An 18,959-nucleotide genomic window follows, 5' to 3' on the forward strand; every position below is an offset into this window, starting at 1 on the left:
TCCGCAACAGGCGGGGTGGGAGCGCTCCCATATGGCGGACCGGAACCTGCCCCCAGGGAATCCCCCCACCCCGCTCATCCGCACACACGCATCCGCACGGCCCGTACCTCAAGGAACGGACTGGACTGTCATGATCATGACAAAGTCAGCGGCGTCCCCAGGTCGCCGATTAGCCCTCCCCACCCGCGCCAGAGCCCTCTTCCTCGTCCTGGTCTCCCTGCTCGCCACGATCCCGGCCGTCACGCTGGTGATGTCGACCGGCGGTGAGGCGGAGGCCCACGGCACCCCGATGAAGCCCGCCAGCCGCACCTTCCTGTGCTGGCAGGACGGACTCACCGACACAGGTGAGATCAAACCGATCAACCCCGCCTGCAAGAACGCACAGGCGGTCAGCGGCACCACGCCGTTCTACAACTGGTTCTCCGTACTGCGCTCGGACGGCGCGGGGCGCACCCGCGGCTTCGTGCCGGACGGCGAACTGTGCAGCGGCGGCAACACCAACTTCACCGGCTTCAACGCCGCCCGCAGCGACTGGCCGTTGACCCATCTCACCTCGGGCGCGACCGTCGACTTCTCCTACAACGCCTGGGCCGCGCACCCGGGTTGGTTCTACGTCTACGTCACCAAGGACGGCTTCGACGCGACCCAGACCCTCACCTGGGACGACATGGAGGACCGGCCCTTCCTCTCCGTCGACCACCCGCCGCTCAACGGCAGCCCGGGCACGGTCGAGGCCAACTACTCATGGTCCGGGCAGCTACCGGCGAACAAGTCGGGCCGCCACATCATCTACATGGTCTGGCAGCGCTCGGACAGCGCGGAGACCTTCTACTCCTGCTCCGACGTCGTCTTCGACGGCGGCAACGGCGAGGTCACCGGCATCCACGAGCCGGGCAACCCGAGCGAGCCGGTGCCGGGCACCTGCACCGCGACCCGTAGGACGACCGGCAGTTGGTCCGGCGGCTACCAGTCCGAGGTGACCGTCACCAACTCCGGCGACGTCCCGATGCTGGGCTGGATGGTCGACTGGACGCTGCCGGGCGGCCAGAAGGTGAACAGCCTCTGGAACGGCAACGCGACGTACAGCGGCCAGGACGTGATGGTCCACAACGCCAACTGGAACGGATCCCTCGCTCCAGGCGCGAGCGCCTCGTTCGGCTACGTCGTCCAAGGCGGCGCCGGCGACACGGCAACGACCCTTCCCTGTCGGGTGGGTTGAGCCGAAGCGGCACCGGCGGGCGGGAGCCGCTGCCCGCCGGGTCCGCGCACCGGCCCATTCCCCGCGGGGAATTGTCGGTCTCCGCGGCACACCGCAGGATCTGGTCGAAGCGACCCGCGCGACCTGCGCGACTGCCAAGGAGACGTACATGACCGAGATCGACCCGCGGGACCTGGCCCGCGCCTACATCGCCCAGTGGAACGTCCCGGACGCCACCGAACGCCGCGCGGCCATCGAGCGGCTGTGGGCCGAGGACGGCACGCACATCCTTCAACCACCCGTGGAGATACGGGAGATCGCGGCGGGCCTCGGCTTCGACCGCGTCACCCTGGAGGCCCGGGGGTACGACGCCATCGAGACCCGGGTGACGCGCAGCTACGAGGAGTTCGTCGCGCAGAAGGGGTACACCTTCCGGTCCCGCGCCGACGCGGTACGTCTGCACGGACTGGTCAAGTTCGGCTGGGAGGCGGTGTCCGCCGAGACCGGCGACGTGCTGGGCGGGGGCCTGGAGGTCCTCGTACTCGACGACGACGGCCGGATCAAGGCCGACTACATGTTCCCCGGAGCCTGACCGGCAGCCGCAGCGAGAGCCTCCGCCGTCGCCGGGTCGGCCGGCAGGAACGCCTCCAGCTTCAGCTCCGCCAGTGTCACATCGACGGCGGTGGCGAAGGTGGTCACCGTCGTCATCAGGCTCAGCTCACCGTACGAGGACCGCAGACGCAGCGGCACCGCGAACCCCAACAGCCCAGCGGAAGCCTCCAGTTCGGGGACGTACGCGGCCAGCTCGGCCCGCAGCTCGGGCTGGTGGTCGAGGCGTACGAGGATGTGGCGGGCCCACTCCGCGAGGTTGAGGATGCGCGGCGCCACGCCGTCGGGATGCAGCGCGAGGCGGTACACGTTGCGCCCCGGCCCCACCAGCTCGGTGGCCGCCCCCTCGGTGATCACGTCGAACGCGCTGTTCGCGGCGATCAGCCCACCGCCACCGTCCACGACCAGCGCCGGATACGGCAGATGCCCGCGCAGGATGTGCTCGATCGCCGTACGCGCGGGCGCGAGCACCGGGTCCTCGAGGGAGCTCTCCGGGTAGACGGGCGCGTAACCGGCGGCCAGGAGAAGCTCGTTGCGCTCCCTGAGCGGCAGTTCCAGCGACTCGGCCAGACGTACGACCATCTTCCGCCCGGGCACGGACCGGCCGGACTCGATGAAGCTGAGATGCCGCTGGGTGGTGCCCGCCCGCAGCGCCAGGTCGAGCTGGCTCAGATGACGGTGGGTACGGCGTTCACGAAGCGCACTGGGGAAGTCCACGGGCCTGTTGTAACGGGGAGAGCGGGTCGCGGGCCATTCCTCGCGGGGAATGGCGGCGATCGCGCACGGGGAATCGCGGGGAGTCGCGGGAAGGATGGCCGGCATGGCGACCTACGACACGCTCGGCACGACCTACGCCCGTACCCGGCGGCCCGATCCGCGGATCGCCGCGCGGATCCACGCCGCCCTCGGGAACATCACGGACGTGATCAACGTGGGAGCGGGCACCGGGTCGTACGAACCGGCCCGGACCGTGCTCGCGGTCGAGCCCAGCGCGGTCATGCTCGCCCAGCGCCCACCGGGATCCGCGCCCGCCGTGCAGGCGGTCGCCGAGCACCTGCCCGTGCGGGACGCCGCCGCCGACGCGGTCATGGCACTGCTCACGCTCCACCACTGGACCGACCCGGCGGCCGGAATCGCGGAGCTGCGCCGGGTCGCCCGCCGTCGTGTCGTCGTGCTGACCTGGGACCAGCGTGTGTTCCGCGAGCGGTTCTGGCTGGTGAGGGAGTACCTGCCGGAGGCGGCCGCGTTCGACGACAATCGCGCCGTCCCGACCGATCGGCTGGCCGAACTCCTGGGTGGGGCACGTGTGGAACCGGTCCCCGTCCCCCACGACTGCACGGACGGCTTCGCCGCCGCGTACTGGCGCCGCCCCCACGCCTACCTCGACGCCCAGGTGCGCGCGGGCGTCTCCCTGCTGTCCCAGCCCGCCGAGGACGCCATCGCGCCCGGACTGGCCCGTCTCGCGGACGACCTGGCCACCGGCCGCTGGCACACCCGCCATGCCGAACTGCTGACGCGCGACTCCTTCGACGTGGGCTACCGGTTGCTGGTGGCCGACCGCTGACCCCGACTCACACCGGATACGCCCCCTGGAACGCCAGCCGTGCGTCCGCCCCCTCACCCACGGACGTCAGCAGGTCGTCGAGGTCCAGGAACTCCTCCCACACCGTCCGCCCGCTCACCGCGGCCAGCTCCCTGACGACCAGGTCCTCCAGCTCCGGTACCCGCTTGTTCTTCCAGATCTTGTCGGCGAGGCTCACCAGCAGATCCTCGATGCCGAGGTCCGGCAGGGTCCAGGTGGCGTGGGTGGCGGCGAAGCGGGCCAGGTGGGGGGCTGTGCCGTGGGAGAGGAGCAGCTCGCGGCCGGCGTCCTCGTGGGCCGAGCCCGGGCCGGAGAGTTCGGCGGTGTGGGCCGTCTTGCCGACGTCGTGCGTGGCCGCGCCGAACAGCACGGCGTCACGGTCGAGCGGAAGCCCCGGGTGCCGCTGCGACACCCACGCGACGAGCTCGTACGCCACGTCGTGCACCGCCCGCAGATGGGCGGCCAGGCGCGGTGGCGCGTCGAGTTCCCGCAGCAGTTCCGCCGCCCGGTCCGGCAGCGGACGCAGCGGCGGGTCGCCAGGCTCTTCGAGGGCGCGAAGGAGGAGGTCGGTGCGAGTCACGCGGACAGGGTAGGCGCGGAGGCCTGCTTCCGGTGCCCGAACCACAGCCGTCAGATGGCCTGTGCGGACCCGGTGGGTACCCCCACCGGGTCCGCGGGCCGGGCAGGCGAACGGGGGGAGTCCCTGCCCGGGTGTCGGTCGGTCTGTGGCGACGTTGTGGTGCGCGATGCCGCGTCGGTGCATCGCCCGACAACGTTGTCTAGTGGTCTAAACCTCACTCTACCGTGTCAACGGAAGGCGAAGTCAAGCGAGTTGGAGTTGCCCCGACCGGGTGGTGTCTCCGCGTGGCAGAACCCCCGCCCACCGGCCCCGTGGTACGGCTGGCGCACGTGATGTCCCTGATCCTCGCCGCCGCCCTCACACTCGCCGGCGTGACCCCCACCGCCCCCGCCGCGCCGCCCGGACTCGTCGACGACCCCACCCCGTACGTCGACCCGCTCATCGGCACCAGGAACGGCGGCAACGTCTTCCCCGGCGCCGTCACCCCCTTCGGCATGCTCTCCTGGAGTCCCGAGAACACCCGGGGCGACGCCACCCGCACGGCAGCGCCCGGCGGCTACCACCACGACGCCACCCGCATCCGGGGCTTCAGCCTCACCCACATGTCCGGCACGGGCTGTGCGGGCGGCAGCGGCGACATCCCGTTCTTCCCGTACGCCGGTGAGGTCACCACCTCGCCCGCGAGCGACACCAAGGACGCGGTGTACGCCGCCGACTTCGGCCACGCCGACGAGACCGCCGAGCCCGGCCACTACGAGGTCGCCCTGGTGTCCGGCGTCACGGCCGACCTGACCGCCACCACCCGCACCGGCTCGGCCCGCTTCACCTACCCGGACGGCAAGCCGGCCTCGCTGCTGATCCGCACCGCCAACTCCGAGGTGGGCTCGACCGATTCGCGGATCGAGATCGACCCGGCCGGCCGCACGGTCTCCGGGTCCGTCACCTCCGGGAACTTCTGCGGTCACCTCGACCCCGAAGGCCGGCGCGCCTACTACACCCTCCACTTCACCGCCCGCTTCGACCGCGCCTTCAAGGCGACGGGCACCTGGGAGGACGACCGCCTCGCTCCCGGGTCCCGGAAGGCGTCCGGCGGCACCGGCGGTTTCGCGGACGAAGGACGGCCCGTCGCGGGCAGGGGCGCGGGCGGCTACGTCGAGTTCGCACCCGGCGCCGGACCGGTGAACGTCAAGGTCGGCATCTCCTACGTCGGTCGCGAGGGCGCCGAGGCGAATCTGGCGGCGGAGAACCCGGCGTACCGCACCTTCGACGACGTACGGAAGGCCGCCCGCCGTGCCTGGCGCGACCGGCTGGACGCGATCCGGGTCGGCGGCGGCACGGACGCCGAGCGCACCACCTTCTACACCGCGCTCTACCACTCCCTCCTCCACCCGAACGTCATCAGTGACGTCGACGGCCGATACCGCGGCGCCGACGGCGAGGTGCACACCACCGCTCGGGGTGCCCAGTACGGAACCTTCTCCGGCTGGGACGTCTACCGCGACCAGGTGCAGCTGCTCACCCTGCTGGAGCCGGACACCGGCTCCGACATCGCCCAGTCCCTGTTCGAACTGGCCGGGCAGAACGGCGGCATCTGGGACCGCTGGCTGCACGGCGCGAGCGGCACCCATGTCATGAACGGGGACCCGTCGCCCATCGCCCTGGCCGGTATCCACGCCTTCGGCGGCACGGACTTCGATGTGCGTGGTGCGCTCGCCTCGCTGGTGAAGGCGGCGACCGTGCCGACCGGGCAGGACCTGTCGTCCGCCGGGCGGCCGGTGCTGTCCGTCGGTCAACGACCGTCCCTGGACACGTACTTGGAGCGCCACTACATGCCGTCCGTCTCCAACGCCTGGGGCGGGGCGGCCGAGACGCTGGAGATGTCCGGCGCCGACTTCGCGCTCTCCCGACTGGCCGCCGCGGCAGGGGAGAAGGGCATGGCGGCCGACTTCGCCGGGCGTTCCCAGTGGTGGCAGAACAGCTTCAACCTGGCGGCCGACCCCGGCGGCGGCTACATCGCCGACCGCAACGCCGACGGCAGCTGGGTCACCGGCTTCACCCCGGGCACGGGCAGGGGATTCGTCGAGGGTACGGCGGCGCAGTACACGTGGATGGTCCCGCACAATCCGGCCGGGCTCTTCGCCGCGATGGGCGGCAGGAGCGAGGCGGTGGCGCGGCTCGACGGCTTCTTCCGTGACGAGGAGGGCGGTTGGGCCCTGACCGGCAGCGGCGGGGAGAAGTCCGAGCTGGACAACGAGCCGTCGATCAACGTCCCCTACCTGTACGCCTACGCGGGCGCCCCGTACAAGACGCAGGAGACCGTCCGCGCCGCGATGCGGCGGCTCTGGTCGACGCAGCCGGGCGGCATCCCCGGCAACGACGACCTCGGCGCGATGTCGGCCTGGTACGTCTTCTCGGCGCTCGGTATGTATCCACAGATCCCCTCGCGGGCCGAACTCGTCCTCGCCTCACCGCTGTTCCCGCGGATCGAGATCGACCGGCCGGGCGGCAACGACATCTCCGTCAGTGCGGAGGGCGCCGCCGCCGACTCGCCGTACATCCACTCCCTGGAGGTCAACGGCCTCGCGAGCAACCGCCCTTGGCTCCCGGCCGCCTTCGTGCGGGACGGCGGCCGGCTGGAGTACACGCTCTCCGGCACCCCGGACCGGGCCTGGGGCACCGCCTCCGAGGACGCCCCGCCGTCCTTCCGTGAGGGCGAGCAGCCGTACCAGATCGGTGTCGGCCCGACCACGGCGACGCTCGCCCCGGGCGGCAGCACGAAGGTCGGCATCAAAGCCCTGCCGATGAGCGGGGGCGAGGTGCGCTTCCGCGTGGAGACGCCCGAGGGCATCACCGCGACTCCCGCCGAGGGCAGGGGCGTCGAGGGGACACGGGAGATCGTGCTGACGGCCGACAAGGACATCGCGCAGGGCTTCTACGACGTGAAGGTCGCCGTGACCTCCTACGTCCAACCCGTGGCCCTGACCGTCGCCGCGCCCGGCACCCTCCTCGCCGCCTACAACGGCAGCGGCGTCTCGGACGACTCCGGCGACCACACCGAGGCCGACTTCGACGGCGGCGGCTGGAGCTACTCCCGTCAGGCGCTGGCCGCGGCGGGACTGACGCCGGGTGAGCGGGGCACGGTCGGCGCTCTGGCCTTCACCTGGCCGGACTCACCGAGCGGGCGGCCGGACAATGCCTCGGCCGCGGGGCAGACCCTGCAACTGGACGAGCCAGTGAGCCAGTTGTCCTTCATCGGCGGCGCGGTCTTCGGCAACCGGCAGTCCAAGGCCACCGTCACCTACACCGACGGCACCACCGACCCGACCGACCTCTCCTTCACCGACTGGACGCGGGGCGGGGGCGGCGGCGGTGTCCAGTACGGCAACGAGGTCGTCGCCGAGGCCGCGTACCGGAACATCGCGGGAGCCGGACGGGACCCGGTCGCCACGTACGTCTTCGCCACCGAGCCGTTCACCGCGCCCGCGGGGAAACGCATCGCGAGTGTGCGGCTGCCGGACGATCCGCGGCTGCACGTGTTCACCCTCGCCGTCGGCTGACCTACGGGTCGGCGCGGGAGACGAGCTCGAAGGCGAGGGGCTCGGACGAGTTCGGATCGATGACGAAGCCCTGGCCCTCCTCCTCGGCCCACGTCCCGTCCGGCTGATCGACGTGGGCCACGACCAGCGTGGTGCGCGGCCGGGGCAGCCATCCCCGGTCCGCCGGCGGGTCGTGGCTCTGGATGTCGAGGACCCGGATCAGGGTCTCGGGCACGCCGACGAGGCAGGTGTCCCCGGCCGACAGTTCCCAGGGCTTCGGCTCCGTGTGGAACACGCCCTGCCACCACTCGAGGGAGTCCGGGTCGGTCGGCATGGCCGTCCGGCCGTCCCACCGGTACCGCGAGTCCGGGTCGATCTCGGCCCACGGCCAGACGATGAAGGCATGACCGCCCGCGACCCCGGCCACCTTCGCGGGGGCCCACGGGCAGGTCACGCGCAGAATGTCGCCCACGCGGTGGTCGGGGCCCGGGGTCACTGTCTTCTCCACCCGCGCATCGTAGGACGTCAGCCCTCCGTCAGCCCTCCCACGTCCGGTGCAGCCAGTCCAGTTGCCGGCGCACCTGCACCGCGTCCCCGCCCTCGTGCCCGTTGTACGGATAGGCGTGGATCTCGGTGCGCGGGCCGGCGCCGGACAACTCGGCGTAGCGGTTGAATGCGGCGTACGCCCCGCTCGGCGGGCAGACCGTGTCGCGCAGGCCCACCCCGAAGTGGGCCGGGGCGTGGGCGCGGCGGGCGAAGGAGATGCCCTCCATGTGGGCGAGCGTGCGGTGGGCGGCCCGCTCGGAGCCGCGGTGGACGGAGAGGTACGCGGTGATCTCGCCGTACGGGCTCGCGTCGGTGAGATCAAGGGCGCGGCGGATGCCGCACAGGAAGGGCGCGGTCACGAGCGCGGCCGCCAGGTCCGGGACGAGTCCCGCGACGGCCAGTGCGAGGCCGCCGCCCTGGCTGTTGCCGGCGGCCGCGACGCGGCCGGCGTCCACCCCGGGCAGCTCACGGACGGCCGCGACCGCGCGTACCGCGTCCGTGATGAGGCGCCGGTAGTGGTAGTCGTGCGGGGCGAGCAGACCGCGTACCGCCGGGCCCGGGCCGCCGGGCGTCTGTGCGTGCGGGTCGGGGGTGTGGCCGCCGTTGCCGTACTGGTCGCCCTGGCCGCGGTTGTCCATCAGCAGATGGGCGTATCCGGCGTTCACCCAGGTCAGGCGCTCGTGGGGGAGGCCGCGGCCACGGCCGTAACCGGCGAACTCGACCACTGCGGGCAGAGGTTGGGACACACCCGCCGGTCTGCTGAACCAGGCGCTCACCGGGTCGCCCGCGAAGCCCCGGAAGGTCACGTCCCAGGTCTGCGTCAGACGCAGTCCGGTCTCCACCGGCCGGACCGACACCAACACCTCGGGCTGCGCCGCCTCTTTGAGGGTCTCGTGCCAGAACTCGTCGAAGTCGGCGGGCTCTTCGGGGAGCGGGCGGTGGTGCACCAGTTCCGTCAGCGGCAGGTCGAACGCGGGCACGGGGCACCTCGCAGGAGTCGGACGACAGAGGGAAACTTGCGGAGATCAATGTGCCGGTTTTCCGTGTTCTACCCCGCACGCAAGGGACTTCAACTCCGTACGTCTGTCTCAGAAGCCCGCTGCAGCACCCATTGACAGCGCTTTCCGAGTGCCTTTAGGTTGCCGCGAAGTTACCGGTAAGAGCTCGAAAGTTTCGGTTCAACTCCCCCCTCCTGAGAGGACCGAGCATGAGCACCTCCACCAAGTCGGCCTCTCCGCCTGGCATCCAGGGCCCACCGGAGCCCGACCCACCGCCTCCGCCCTCCGCCCGCGTCCCCTGGAGACGGGCACTGCGCCGCGACTGGCAGCTGTACTCGCTGGCGCTGCTGCCGCTGCTGTTCTTCCTGGTCTTCCGCTATCTGCCGATGCTCGGCAACGTGATCGCGTTCCGGCGCTTCCAGCCCGGCGGCTCGATCTTCGGCGAGCAGTGGGTGGGCCTGCGCTACGTCGAGATGTTCCTCAGCGACCCCACCTTCTGGCAGGTGTTCCGCAACACCCTGTGGATCGGCGGGCTCACCCTCGTCTTCTGCTTCCCCATCCCGATCGTGCTGGCCCTGCTGCTGAACGAGGTGCGCCGGCGTTCCCTGAAGCGCTTCGTGCAGTCGGTGTCGTATCTCCCGCACTTCCTGTCGATGGTGATCGTCGCCGGCATCACCATGCAGATGCTCGCCACGGACGGCGCGGTCAACCACGTCCTGGGCTGGTTCGGCCACGACCCGATCCGGTTCATCCAGGAACCCGAGTGGTTCCGCGCGATCTACGTCGGCTCCGAGATCTGGCAGACCGCCGGCTGGGGCACGATCCTCTACCTGGCCGCGCTCACCACCATCGACGAGGACCTGTACGAGGCCGCCCGCATCGACGGCGCCAACCGCTGGCAGCAGATCTGGCACGTCACCCTGCCCGGCATCCGCCCCACCATGATCACGCTGCTGATCCTCAACATCGGCACGTTCCTCGCGGTCGGCTTCGAGAAGGTCCTGCTGCTCTACAACGCGCTGACGTATCCGACCGCCGACGTGATCTCCACCTACGTCTACCGGACCGGTGTGGAGTCCAGCAGCTTCAGCTACGCCGCCGCCATCGGACTGTTCGAGGCGATCATCGGCCTGGTGCTGATCGTGTCCGCCAACCAGCTGTCGCGCCGCACAGTGGGGACCAGTCTGTGGTGAAGCCGAGCCGTTCCTACCGGGTCTTCCAGGGCGTCAACGGGGTGGTCCTCAGCCTCGTGGTGCTGGTGACGCTGTACCCCTTCGTCAACATCGTCGCCCGGTCCTTCAGCGGGGAGCGGCAGATCCGGGCCGGTGAAGTCACCTTGTGGCCCAAGGGGTTCAACCTCACCACGTACAAGATCGTTTTCCAGGACTCGATGTTCTGGCGCAACTACGGCAACACGGTGTTCTACACGGTCGTGGCGACCGCCGTGGCCATGGCCCTGACGACCTGTTACGCGTACGTCCTGTCGAAGAAGCACCTCAAGGGGCGGACCGCGCTCGTCGGTGTCGCGGTGTTCACCATGTTCTTCACCGGCGGGCTGATCCCGCAGTACGTCCTGATCACCAGCCTCGGCCTGAAGAACAGTGTGTGGGCGATCGCGCTGCCCAACGCGATCAGTGTCTTCAACCTCCTGGTGATGAAGGCCTTCTTCGAGAGCCTGCCGTCCGAACTGGAGGAGGCCGCGCAGATCGACGGCCTGAGCACCTACGGCATCCTGTTCAGGATCGTGCTGCCGCTGTCCAAGGCGGTCGTCGCGACGATGGTGCTCTTCTACTCGGTGTCCTTCTGGAACTCCTGGTTCAGCGCGTTCCTCTACATGGACAGCACCGATCTGATGCCGGTCACCGTCTATCTGCGCAACCTCATCCAGGGCGCCACCGGAGGCTCCAACGCCGGAGCCGGCACGGAACAGCTCAGCCAGGTCGGGGCGAACATCCAGGCGGTCACCATCGTGCTCACCGCGCTGCCGATCCTCTGCGTGTACCCGTTCGTCCAGCGCTACTTCGTCTCGGGCGTGATGCTCGGCGCGGTCAAGGGCTGACGCTCACTCAATTCACCTACGGAACAAGGGAGTATCCGTGAGGAACGAAGGGCAGCTGTCGCGGCGTCAGATCCTGGCGGCCGCAGGCTTCATCGGACTCGCCGGCCTCACCGGGTGCGGCAGCGGCGACGACGGCGGGGACAGCAAGGACCTCTCCAAGAAGCAGAACGGCGCCATGAAGGAGTACCGCGCCGGACAGCAGTTCAAGGCCGCGAAGCCGCTGTCCTTCTCGATGCTGCACAACAACAACCCGGTCTACCCGACGAAGAGCGGCTGGCTGTTCTGGAAGGAGGTCACCAGGCGCACCGGGATCACCATCAAGCCGGTCGACGTCCCGCTGGCGGACTACGAGAAGAAGCGCAGCGTCCTCATCGGCGCGGGCGACGCCCCCTTCCTGATCCCGAAGACGTACCACCCGGGCGAGGTCGCCTTCGTGTCCTCCGGCGCGATCCTCCCGGTCAGTGAGTACGTGCACCTGATGCCCAACTACCAGGACAAGGTGAAGAGGTGGCGGCTGGAGCCCGAGCTGGACTCCATACGCCAGTCCGACGGCAAGTACTACCTGCTGCCCGGCCTGCACGAGAAGGTCAAGTCCGGCTACTCGCTGTCCTTCCGCACCGACATCCTCGACAAGCACGGCCTGACCCTGCCCACCAGCTGGGACGAGGTGTACGAGGTGCTCAAGGCACTGAAGGCGGAGTACCCCGACAAATACCCCTGGACAGACCGCTGGAGCACCAACACCCCCTTCCCGTGCGGTGCGCTGTTCGGCTATCTCGGCCAGGCGTACGGGGTCAAGGCGGGCTGGTCGTACAACAACATCACCTTCGACTCCAAGGCGCAGAAGTTCGTCTTCAACGCGGCGACGGACGCCTACCGCCAGATGGTCGAGTACCTGAGGAAGATCGTCGTCGAGAAGCTGCTCGACCCGGAGAGCTTCACCCAACAGGACGACCAGGCCGTGCAGAAGCTGCTGGCCGAGAAGTCCTATGTGATCAGCGCAAATCCGCAGGAGCTGGTGCAGAACTACCGCTACAACCTGGAGAAGCAGGTCAAGGGCGCGAAGATCGAGATGGTGCCGGTGCCCCTCGGACCGGCGGGCCCGGTGGTGCTGGGCGGCACCCGGCTGGAGAACGGCGTCATGGTCTCCAGCAAGGCGCTCAAGGCCGACACCTTCGTCGCGATGATGCAGTTCGTGGACTGGCTCTGGTACTCCGACGAGGGCCAGAAGTTCTGCAAGTGGGGCGTGGAGGGCACCACTTACACGGAGTCCGGCGGCCGGTACGAGCTGGAGCCCGGCATCACCCTCATGGGCTCCGACCCGGACGCCCCCAAGGACCTCCAGAAGGACTTCGGCTTCTTCAACGGCGTCTTCACCTACGGCGGCAGCTGGGCCCTGGTCTCCTCCAACTTCGGCCCGGACGAGAAGAAGTTCCAGGACGTCATGGCCGAGCGCACCGAGCTTCCCATCGACCCCGCCCACCCCCTGCAGTCCGTGGAGCAGGAGCAGGCGACGCTCTGGGAGACACCGCTCAAGGACACCGTCATCCAGAACACCCTCCAGTTCGTCCTCGGCAAGCGCCCGATGTCCGAATGGGACGACCACGTCGGCGAGTTGAAGTCGAAGAACATGCAGCAGCTCGTCGACCTGCACAACAAGGCGTACGAACGGTTCAAGAAGGAGAACGGGTGATCCGCGTCCCGATCGAGGGCACCGGCCGGTTCCCCGACGCCTGGCGCCACTGCGTCGGCACCGGCCGCGTCGAACTCGCCCTGCGCCGGGACTACCAGGACTCGCTGAAGCTCCTCCAGGACGAGATCGGCTTCCGGTACATCCGGGGCCACGGACTGCTCAGCGACGGCATGGGCGTCCACCGGCCCTACGAGTGGGAGGGCGCCCGGCGCGTCCACCACTCGTTCACCTACGTCGACCAGGTCGTCGACGCCTACCTGGCGCTCGGCATCCGCCCCTTCCTCGAACTCGGCTTCATGCCCGCGGGGTTGGCGTCGGGGGAGCGGACGGTGTTCTGGTGGCGGGGCAATGTCACCCCGCCCCGCTCGCACCAGGAGTGGGCGGCGCTCGTGAAAGCGACCCTCACCCACCTCGTCGACCGCTACGGCCTCGACGAGGTCCGCACCTGGCCGATAGAGGTGTGGAACGAGCCCAACCTCCCCGACTTCTGGGAGGGTGCGGACGAGAAGGCCTACCACCGGCTGTACGAGGTGACCGCGCGGGCGGTGAAGGAGGTGGACGCGTCCCTCCAGGTCGGGGGTCCGGCCCTCTCACCCGGCGCCGACGATTGGCTGGACCGCTTCGCCGAGTTCGTCGAGCGGCACGACGTCCCCGTCGACTTCGTGTCGAAGCACGCCTACACCTCCGGGCCCGCCCGGCACGTGCCGTTCGGTGTGCACCAGACGCTGGGTCCCGCGCAGGGCCTGCTCGACCAGTTCGCCACGCCCCGCGAGCGGCTGAAGGGCACCCGGCTGGCCGAACTGCCCGTCCACATCACGGAGTTCAACTCCTCCTACCGTCCCGACAACCCGGTCCACGACACCGCCTTCCACGCCGCGTACCTGGCCCCCGTGCTGGCGTCGGGCGGCGACCACGTGGACTCCTTCTCGTACTGGACGTTCAGCGACATGTTCGAGGAGGCCGGCCCGCCGACCGCGCTCTTCCACGGCGGCTTCGGCCTGCTCACCCACCGACAGGTGAGGAAGCCGACGTACCACCTGTACGCGTTCATGGCCCGGATGGGCGAGGAGCTCCTGCGGCGCGGCGACGACCACCTGGTCACCCGGCACCCGGGCGGCCGCGTCACGGTCCTCGCCTGGGCGCCGGTCGACCCGAGCGGCGAGACCCCCGGGCCATCACAGCACCGGCTGCGCCTGTCCGTACCGGTGGAGGGGGCCAGGGAGGCGTTCGTGCGCCGGTCCGGCGTGGACGAGGAGCACGGCAACGCGCGTACGGCCTGGCAGCGGATGGGCAGCCCCCGCTCACCCCGGCCGGACCAGCTCGACGTACTCCATGAAGCGGCCGAACCCGCCCGGCGGCATCTGCGGCTGCCGGTGGAGGACGGCCGGGTGGGCCTGGACCTGACGCTGAGCCGCCACGAGGTGACGCTCGTCGAGGTCAGCGCGGTCGTGGACGAGGCACCGCCCTGGACGGACGAGCGGAGACTGCTCGGAAGGGAGGCGCGATGAGCACCCCGTCCACCGCCTTCGGCATCGGCCCCCTCTCCCGGGCCGCCGCCCTCGTCCACACCCTCGTCACGGTCGAAGCCCTCCTCCTGGTCGCGACCGCCCCCGGCCTGGCCGGCCTCTTCCTGCTCGGCCCCGACCCCTCCAACATCCCCCTCGCCGCCCTCTGCCTGCTCCCGCTCGGCCCCGCCTGCGCCGCCGCCCTCTACGCCCTGCACCACCGCGACCGCGACCTCACCGACCTCCACCCGGCCCGCACCTACTGGCGCGGCTGGCGGCTCAACGCGCTCCCCGCCCTGAGACTGTGGACGCCCCTGCTCACCTGGCTCACGGTCATCGCCTTCACGCTCACCCACTTCTCCGCGACCGGCCTGCCCGGCTGGTGGGCGGTGCTGCTCGCGGCGAGCGGCCTCGGCTCCCTCCTCTGGGGAGCCCACGCACTCGTCCTGACCTCCCTCTTCAGCTTCCGCGCCCGCGACACCGCCCGCCTCGCCGGCTACTTCCTCTTCCGGCACGGCCGCGCCACCCTCGCCACCGCGTCGCTGCTCGTCCTGACCGCCGCGGGGACCGCCCTGCTCACCGAGGCCCTGCCCGCCCTGCTGGCCGCCCCGCTGCTGCTGTCCCTGCTGCACGGCGACCGCCCGGTGATCGCCGAGACCCAGGAGGACTTCACCGTATGAGTCGCAAGATCCGGTACGGCGGCGACTACAACCCCGAGCAATGGCCGCGGTCCACCTGGGACGAGGACCACCGGCTCTTCACCCGGGCCGGCATCGACACGCTCACCGTCGGCGTCTTCTCCTGGTCGCTCACCCAACCCGCCGAGGACACCTACGACTTCACCGTCCTGGACCGCGTCCTCGACCGCGCCGCCGCCGAGGGCCGCCAGGTCTGCCTCGCCACCGGCACCGCCGCGCTCCCGCCCTGGCTCGCCAGGAAGTACCCCGAGGTCAACCGCACCGACTTCGAGGGCCGCCGCCACCGCTACGGCCAGCGCCACAACTTCTGCCCCAGCTCACCGGCGTACCGCCGCCTCTCCACGGCGATGGCCGGCCGTCTGGCCGAACGGTACGTGGAGCACCCGGCGTTGCTCGCCTGGCACATCAACAACGAGTACGGCGGCGTCTGTTACTGCGAGCACTGCGCCGAGGCCTTCCGTGAGTGGCTCCGGGGCGAGTACGTCACCCTCGACGCCCTCAACGACGCCTGGTGGACCACCTTCTGGTCCCACCGCTACACCGACTGGGCCGAGATCGAACCGCCCAGCGCCCTCACCGAGCACTGGCGCGGCCCCGACCACACCGCCTTCCAGGGCATCACCCTCGACTACTTCCGCTTCACCACCGACGCCCTCCTCGGCTGCTTCCTCGCCGAGAAGGAGGTGATCCGCGCCCACGACCCCCAGACCCCCGTCACCACCAACTTCATGGGCATGTTTCGCCCCCTCGACTACCACCGCTGGGCCCCGCACCTCGACTTCGCCTCCTGGGACAGCTACCCGCCCCTCGACGCCCCGCCGACCTGGCCCGCCCTGGCCCATGACCTGATGCGCGGCCTGAAGGACGGCGCCCCGTTCTGGCTGATGGAGCAGACGCCGTCCACGACCGCGTGCCGGGACGTCAACCCCCTCCGTCGCCCCGGTGAGTTGAGGCTGGCCACCTTTCAGGCCATCGCCCATGGCGCCGACGCGGCCCTCTACTTCCAGATGCGCGCCTCGCGTGGCGCCTGCGAGAAGTACCACGGCGCGGTCATCGGCCACGCGGGCCGCGACGACACCCGGGTCTTCGGCGAAGTGGCCGAGCTGGGAGCGGAGTTGGCGGCCCTGGGCGACTCCACGCTCGGCGCCCGCACCCCCGCCCGCACCGCGCTGGTCTTCGACTGGGACAGCTGGTGGGCCCTGGAGATCTCCGACGGACCCTCCCGGCTGGTCAAGTACCAGGAGGTGGTCCACGCCTACTACCGCGCCGCCCGCGAGGCGGGTGCCGACGTGGACGTCGTCCCGCAGACCGCCGACCTGACCTCGTACGACGTGGTCCTCGCCCCCGTCCTGCACCTGGTCAAGGGCGATCTCGCGGAGCGCCTCGAAGCGGTCGCCGCACGCGGCGGCACGGTCCTGACCACGTTCCTCTCGGGGCGCGGCGACCAGCACGACCGGGCGTTCCTCACCGACGTACCGGGACCGCTCGCGCCCCTGATGGGCGTGCGGATCGACGAATGGGACTCCCGGCAACCGGAGTTCACCCAGCCCGTACCCGAGCTGGGGTCGCAGGCCCGCCTCGTCTTCGAGATCGTCCAGCTGCGCGGCGCCGAGCCGGTCGCCACCTACGGCACCGACTTCTACGCGGGCACCCCGGCCGTCACCCGCAACGTCTTCGGGGAGGGCGAGGCCTGGTACGTCGCCACCGCCCTCGACCAGCCCGGCGTCGACGAGGTGGTCCGCCGCGTCCTCGCCCGCCACGACCTGCTCGGCCCCTACGCCGACCACCCGGCCGTCGAGACAGCGACCCGGATCGCCCCCGACGGCACCCGCCTCCTCTTCCTCCTCAACCACACCCCCGGACCGGCCCGTCTCACCGCCCACACCACCGCCACCGACCTGCTCACCGGCAAGCGGATCGAGAAGGGCGAGCCCCTGACCCTCGGCCCGCTGGGCACGGCGATCCTGCGGATCCAGTAGCCGCGGCTAGTGGATCCTGCGCCCCCGGGCGTCGGGCACACCGGACTTCCGGAAGAAGTAGCTGTTGATCTGGTCGCGCCACTCGCGGGCACAGCGGAGCTGCTCCTCGAACCGCTCCGTCACCCGCGAGTGGCGTTCGGCGTCCACCAGGTCCACCAGCGATGCCCACACCCGCCGGGCGGCCTCCACCTCTTCGACGCCCTCGAAATGGGTGTCGTAGATGTGCTGGATCACCGTCTCACCGCTGTGCAGCACATGCCCGTACGGCACATGGTGGAAGAACAGCAGCAGCTCGTCGGGGCAGGTCTCCGGCGACTCGTACACCTCGGCCCAGGGCTTGGCGTACTGCGCCGCGTACCCCGTGCCGGTCGCCGCGCTGCGGTCCACGCCGATGCCGTCCCGGTCGGCGAAGTGGTAGGTCCCCCACGGGCTGTACTCGTATCCGTCGACGCTCGGCCCGTAGTGGTGACCGGGCTGCACCATGAAACCGACCCCGAGCGGCGCGGTGTACTTCTCGTACGTGCGCCACGACCCCTCCGTCACCGCGCGCACTCCCGCCGCCGGCTCCGTCCCGAAGGTGAGCCGGATCCACTCGTCGAGGATCTCCAGCGGATCCGCGTCCGGCCGCCAGGCCAGCCGGCCGAAGGTGTAGAGGTTCGCCTGGGCCAGCGGATGCCCGGTCCAGAACGGGTCGTCACCGACGTTGGAGACGGCGACCACGGCATCCGCCAGCTCCGCCACCGGCGTACCGTCGGGCCGGAACCGCAGCACCTCGCTCCACATCGGCCCCAGCCAGCACACATGCCGTTGCTGCCCGGTGTACTCCTGCGTCGCCTGCAACTCCACCGCGAGCCGGGTGCCGGGCATCGCGCCGATCAGCGGTGAGACCGGCTCCCGCACCTGGAAGTCCATCGGCCCGTGCTTGACCTGGAGCACGGCGTTCGACGCGAACTCCCCGTCCAGCGGCACGAAATGGTCGTACGCCGCACGCGCCCGGTCCGTCGTCCGGTCCCGCCAGTCCTGCCGGTGGTCGTAGACGAACGCCCGCCAGTGCACGGTGCCGCCGTACGGCTCCAGCGCGGCGGCCAGCATGTTCGCCCCCTCGGCGTGCGAGCGGCCGTAGGCGAATGGCCCGGGCTGCCCCTCCGAGTCGGCCTTCACCACGTACCCGCCGAAGTCAGGTATCGCCTCGTACACCCGCGCGGTCACCTCGGCCCACCACGTCCGCACCCTCTCGTCGAGCGGGTCGGCCGTGCCAAGCCCGCCGAGCACGACCGGCGCGGCGAAGCTCACGGACAGATGCGTCCGGATCCCGTACGCCCTCAACGCGCCCGCGATCGAGGCGACTTCACCGATGCGGTCGGTCAGCAGCCGCGCCTCGGCCCGGTGCACGTTGACGTTGTTCACGGCCACGGCGTTGATCCCGCACGAGGCGAGCAGCCTGCCGTACGCCAGAACCCGCTCCAGATCCCCGCGCGCCCGCCCGTCCTCCCAGAACAGCGAGCCACCCGCGTACCCGCGCTCCACCTGGCCCATCACCGGGTGCACGGCCACGTTGTCCCAGTGGTCCAGCATGCGCAGTCCCAGGGCCGGGCGATGCGTCTGGCGACGGGGTTCGCCCCCGAAGGCGTCCTCGGCGAGCCGTACGGTGTGGAAGAGGCCGTACAGCAGGCCTGGCCGGCCGGACGCGGTGACCGTCGTCAGGCCGGCATCCCGTGCGAACGTGAACCCCTCGGTCCCGTCGTCGCCGGTCAGGTCCAGCAGCAGGTCGTACGGTCCGGAGGACGCGTCGCGCTCGACGTGTCCCCCGAACCGGGCGCAGGCCTGAGCCACTTCCTCGTGCACCGAGTCCACGACCGGACCCTCACCACCCCGGACGAGCGTCCGTCGGCTGCCGATCGCCCGGAAGGCGCCGGGGGTCAGCCAGGCAGGGTCGACACTTTCGGGAAGGTGCGGCACGCGACTCCCAACTCAGT

15 protein-coding genes are annotated in these 18,959 nt (G+C 70.5%); 10 read left to right on the forward strand and 5 right to left on the reverse strand.

The window, feature by feature from the left end; translation table 11 throughout:
• Positions 1-136: 136 nt before the first annotated feature.
• Together ACWD3I_RS41420 and ACWD3I_RS41425 are read left to right on the forward strand one after the other, a co-directional pair.
• The gene (locus tag ACWD3I_RS41420; protein WP_451084324.1) at positions 137-1,219 is read left to right on the forward strand and encodes a lytic polysaccharide monooxygenase auxiliary activity family 9 protein; all 1,083 of its coding nucleotides are present in this window, start codon (positions 137-139) and stop codon (positions 1,217-1,219) included.
• Positions 1,220-1,367: 148 nt separating this feature from the next.
• Positions 1,368-1,790 (forward strand): hypothetical protein, encoded by a 423-nt coding sequence (locus tag ACWD3I_RS41425; protein ID WP_365398932.1) that lies wholly within the window; start codon positions 1,368-1,370, stop codon positions 1,788-1,790.
• Here ACWD3I_RS41425 and ACWD3I_RS41430 read toward each other — a convergent pair.
• Positions 1,769-2,524, reverse strand: a complete 756-nt coding sequence (locus ACWD3I_RS41430) for a helix-turn-helix domain-containing protein (protein ID WP_365398929.1) — start codon at positions 2,522-2,524, stop codon at positions 1,769-1,771. The genes ACWD3I_RS41425 and ACWD3I_RS41430 overlap by 22 nt on opposite strands.
• Before the next feature lie 103 nt (positions 2,525-2,627).
• On the opposite strand from ACWD3I_RS41430, the gene ACWD3I_RS41435 reads away from it, so the two are divergent.
• On the forward strand, positions 2,628-3,371 hold the full coding sequence (locus ACWD3I_RS41435; RefSeq protein WP_365398926.1) for a methyltransferase domain-containing protein: 744 nt from the start codon (positions 2,628-2,630) through the stop codon (positions 3,369-3,371).
• Positions 3,372-3,378: 7 nt separating this feature from the next.
• Here ACWD3I_RS41435 and ACWD3I_RS41440 read toward each other — a convergent pair whose 3' ends face one another.
• Positions 3,379-3,969, reverse strand: a complete 591-nt coding sequence (locus ACWD3I_RS41440) for an HD domain-containing protein (RefSeq protein ID WP_365398923.1) — start codon at positions 3,967-3,969, stop codon at positions 3,379-3,381.
• 332 nt (positions 3,970-4,301) lie between these two features.
• Here ACWD3I_RS41440 and ACWD3I_RS41445 point away from each other — a divergent pair, with 332 nt between their 5' ends.
• On the forward strand, positions 4,302-7,526 hold the full coding sequence (locus tag ACWD3I_RS41445) for a GH92 family glycosyl hydrolase (protein ID WP_365398988.1): 3,225 nt from the start codon (positions 4,302-4,304) through the stop codon (positions 7,524-7,526).
• Between the two features lies 1 nt (position 7,527).
• On the opposite strand, the gene ACWD3I_RS41450 is transcribed toward ACWD3I_RS41445, so the two are convergent.
• Together ACWD3I_RS41450 and ACWD3I_RS41455 are read right to left on the reverse strand one after the other, a co-directional pair.
• Positions 7,528-8,013: a hypothetical protein gene (locus ACWD3I_RS41450; protein ID WP_365398920.1), complete on the reverse strand. Its 486-nt coding sequence runs from the start codon at positions 8,011-8,013 to the stop codon at positions 7,528-7,530.
• Between the two features lie 28 nt (positions 8,014-8,041).
• Positions 8,042-9,031, reverse strand: a complete 990-nt coding sequence (locus tag ACWD3I_RS41455) for an acetylxylan esterase (protein ID WP_365398918.1) — start codon at positions 9,029-9,031, stop codon at positions 8,042-8,044.
• Positions 9,032-9,258: 227 nt separating this feature from the next.
• On the opposite strand from ACWD3I_RS41455, the gene ACWD3I_RS41460 reads away from it, so the two are divergent.
• Genes ACWD3I_RS41460 through ACWD3I_RS41485 form a run of 6 tightly spaced genes read left to right on the forward strand, consistent with a single transcriptional unit; the run spans position 9,259 to position 16,983 of the window.
• Positions 9,259-10,242 carry an ABC transporter permease gene (locus ACWD3I_RS41460; protein WP_365398915.1) on the forward strand — a complete coding sequence of 328 codons (984 nt, stop codon included), beginning with the start codon at positions 9,259-9,261 and terminating at the stop codon, positions 10,240-10,242.
• Positions 10,236-11,108 carry a carbohydrate ABC transporter permease gene (locus ACWD3I_RS41465; protein ID WP_365398912.1) on the forward strand — a complete coding sequence of 291 codons (873 nt, stop codon included), beginning with the start codon at positions 10,236-10,238 and terminating at the stop codon, positions 11,106-11,108. The genes ACWD3I_RS41460 and ACWD3I_RS41465 overlap by 7 nt, the downstream gene beginning before the upstream one ends.
• 37 nt (positions 11,109-11,145) lie before the next feature.
• The gene (locus ACWD3I_RS41470; protein ID WP_365398910.1) at positions 11,146-12,801 is read left to right on the forward strand and encodes an ABC transporter substrate-binding protein; all 1,656 of its coding nucleotides are present in this window, start codon (positions 11,146-11,148) and stop codon (positions 12,799-12,801) included.
• Positions 12,798-14,309: a GH39 family glycosyl hydrolase gene (locus ACWD3I_RS41475; RefSeq protein ID WP_365398907.1), complete on the forward strand. Its 1,512-nt coding sequence runs from the start codon at positions 12,798-12,800 to the stop codon at positions 14,307-14,309. Before ACWD3I_RS41470 ends, ACWD3I_RS41475 begins: the two co-directional genes overlap by 4 nt.
• Complete coding sequence (locus tag ACWD3I_RS41480) at positions 14,306-14,986, forward strand: hypothetical protein (protein WP_365398904.1); 681 nt, start codon at positions 14,306-14,308, stop codon at positions 14,984-14,986. The genes ACWD3I_RS41475 and ACWD3I_RS41480 overlap by 4 nt, the downstream gene beginning before the upstream one ends.
• The gene (locus tag ACWD3I_RS41485) at positions 14,983-16,983 is read left to right on the forward strand and encodes a beta-galactosidase (protein WP_365398902.1); all 2,001 of its coding nucleotides are present in this window, start codon (positions 14,983-14,985) and stop codon (positions 16,981-16,983) included. Before ACWD3I_RS41480 ends, ACWD3I_RS41485 begins: the two co-directional genes overlap by 4 nt.
• 6 nt (positions 16,984-16,989) lie before the next feature.
• Here the strand turns inward: ACWD3I_RS41485 and ACWD3I_RS41490 are convergent, their stop codons facing one another.
• On the reverse strand, positions 16,990-18,942 hold the full coding sequence (locus ACWD3I_RS41490) for an alpha-glucuronidase (RefSeq protein ID WP_365398900.1): 1,953 nt from the start codon (positions 18,940-18,942) through the stop codon (positions 16,990-16,992).
• Between the last annotated feature and the right edge of the window lie 17 nt (positions 18,943-18,959).

The sequence above is a fragment of the Streptomyces sp. NPDC002817 genome, assembly GCF_053592055.1.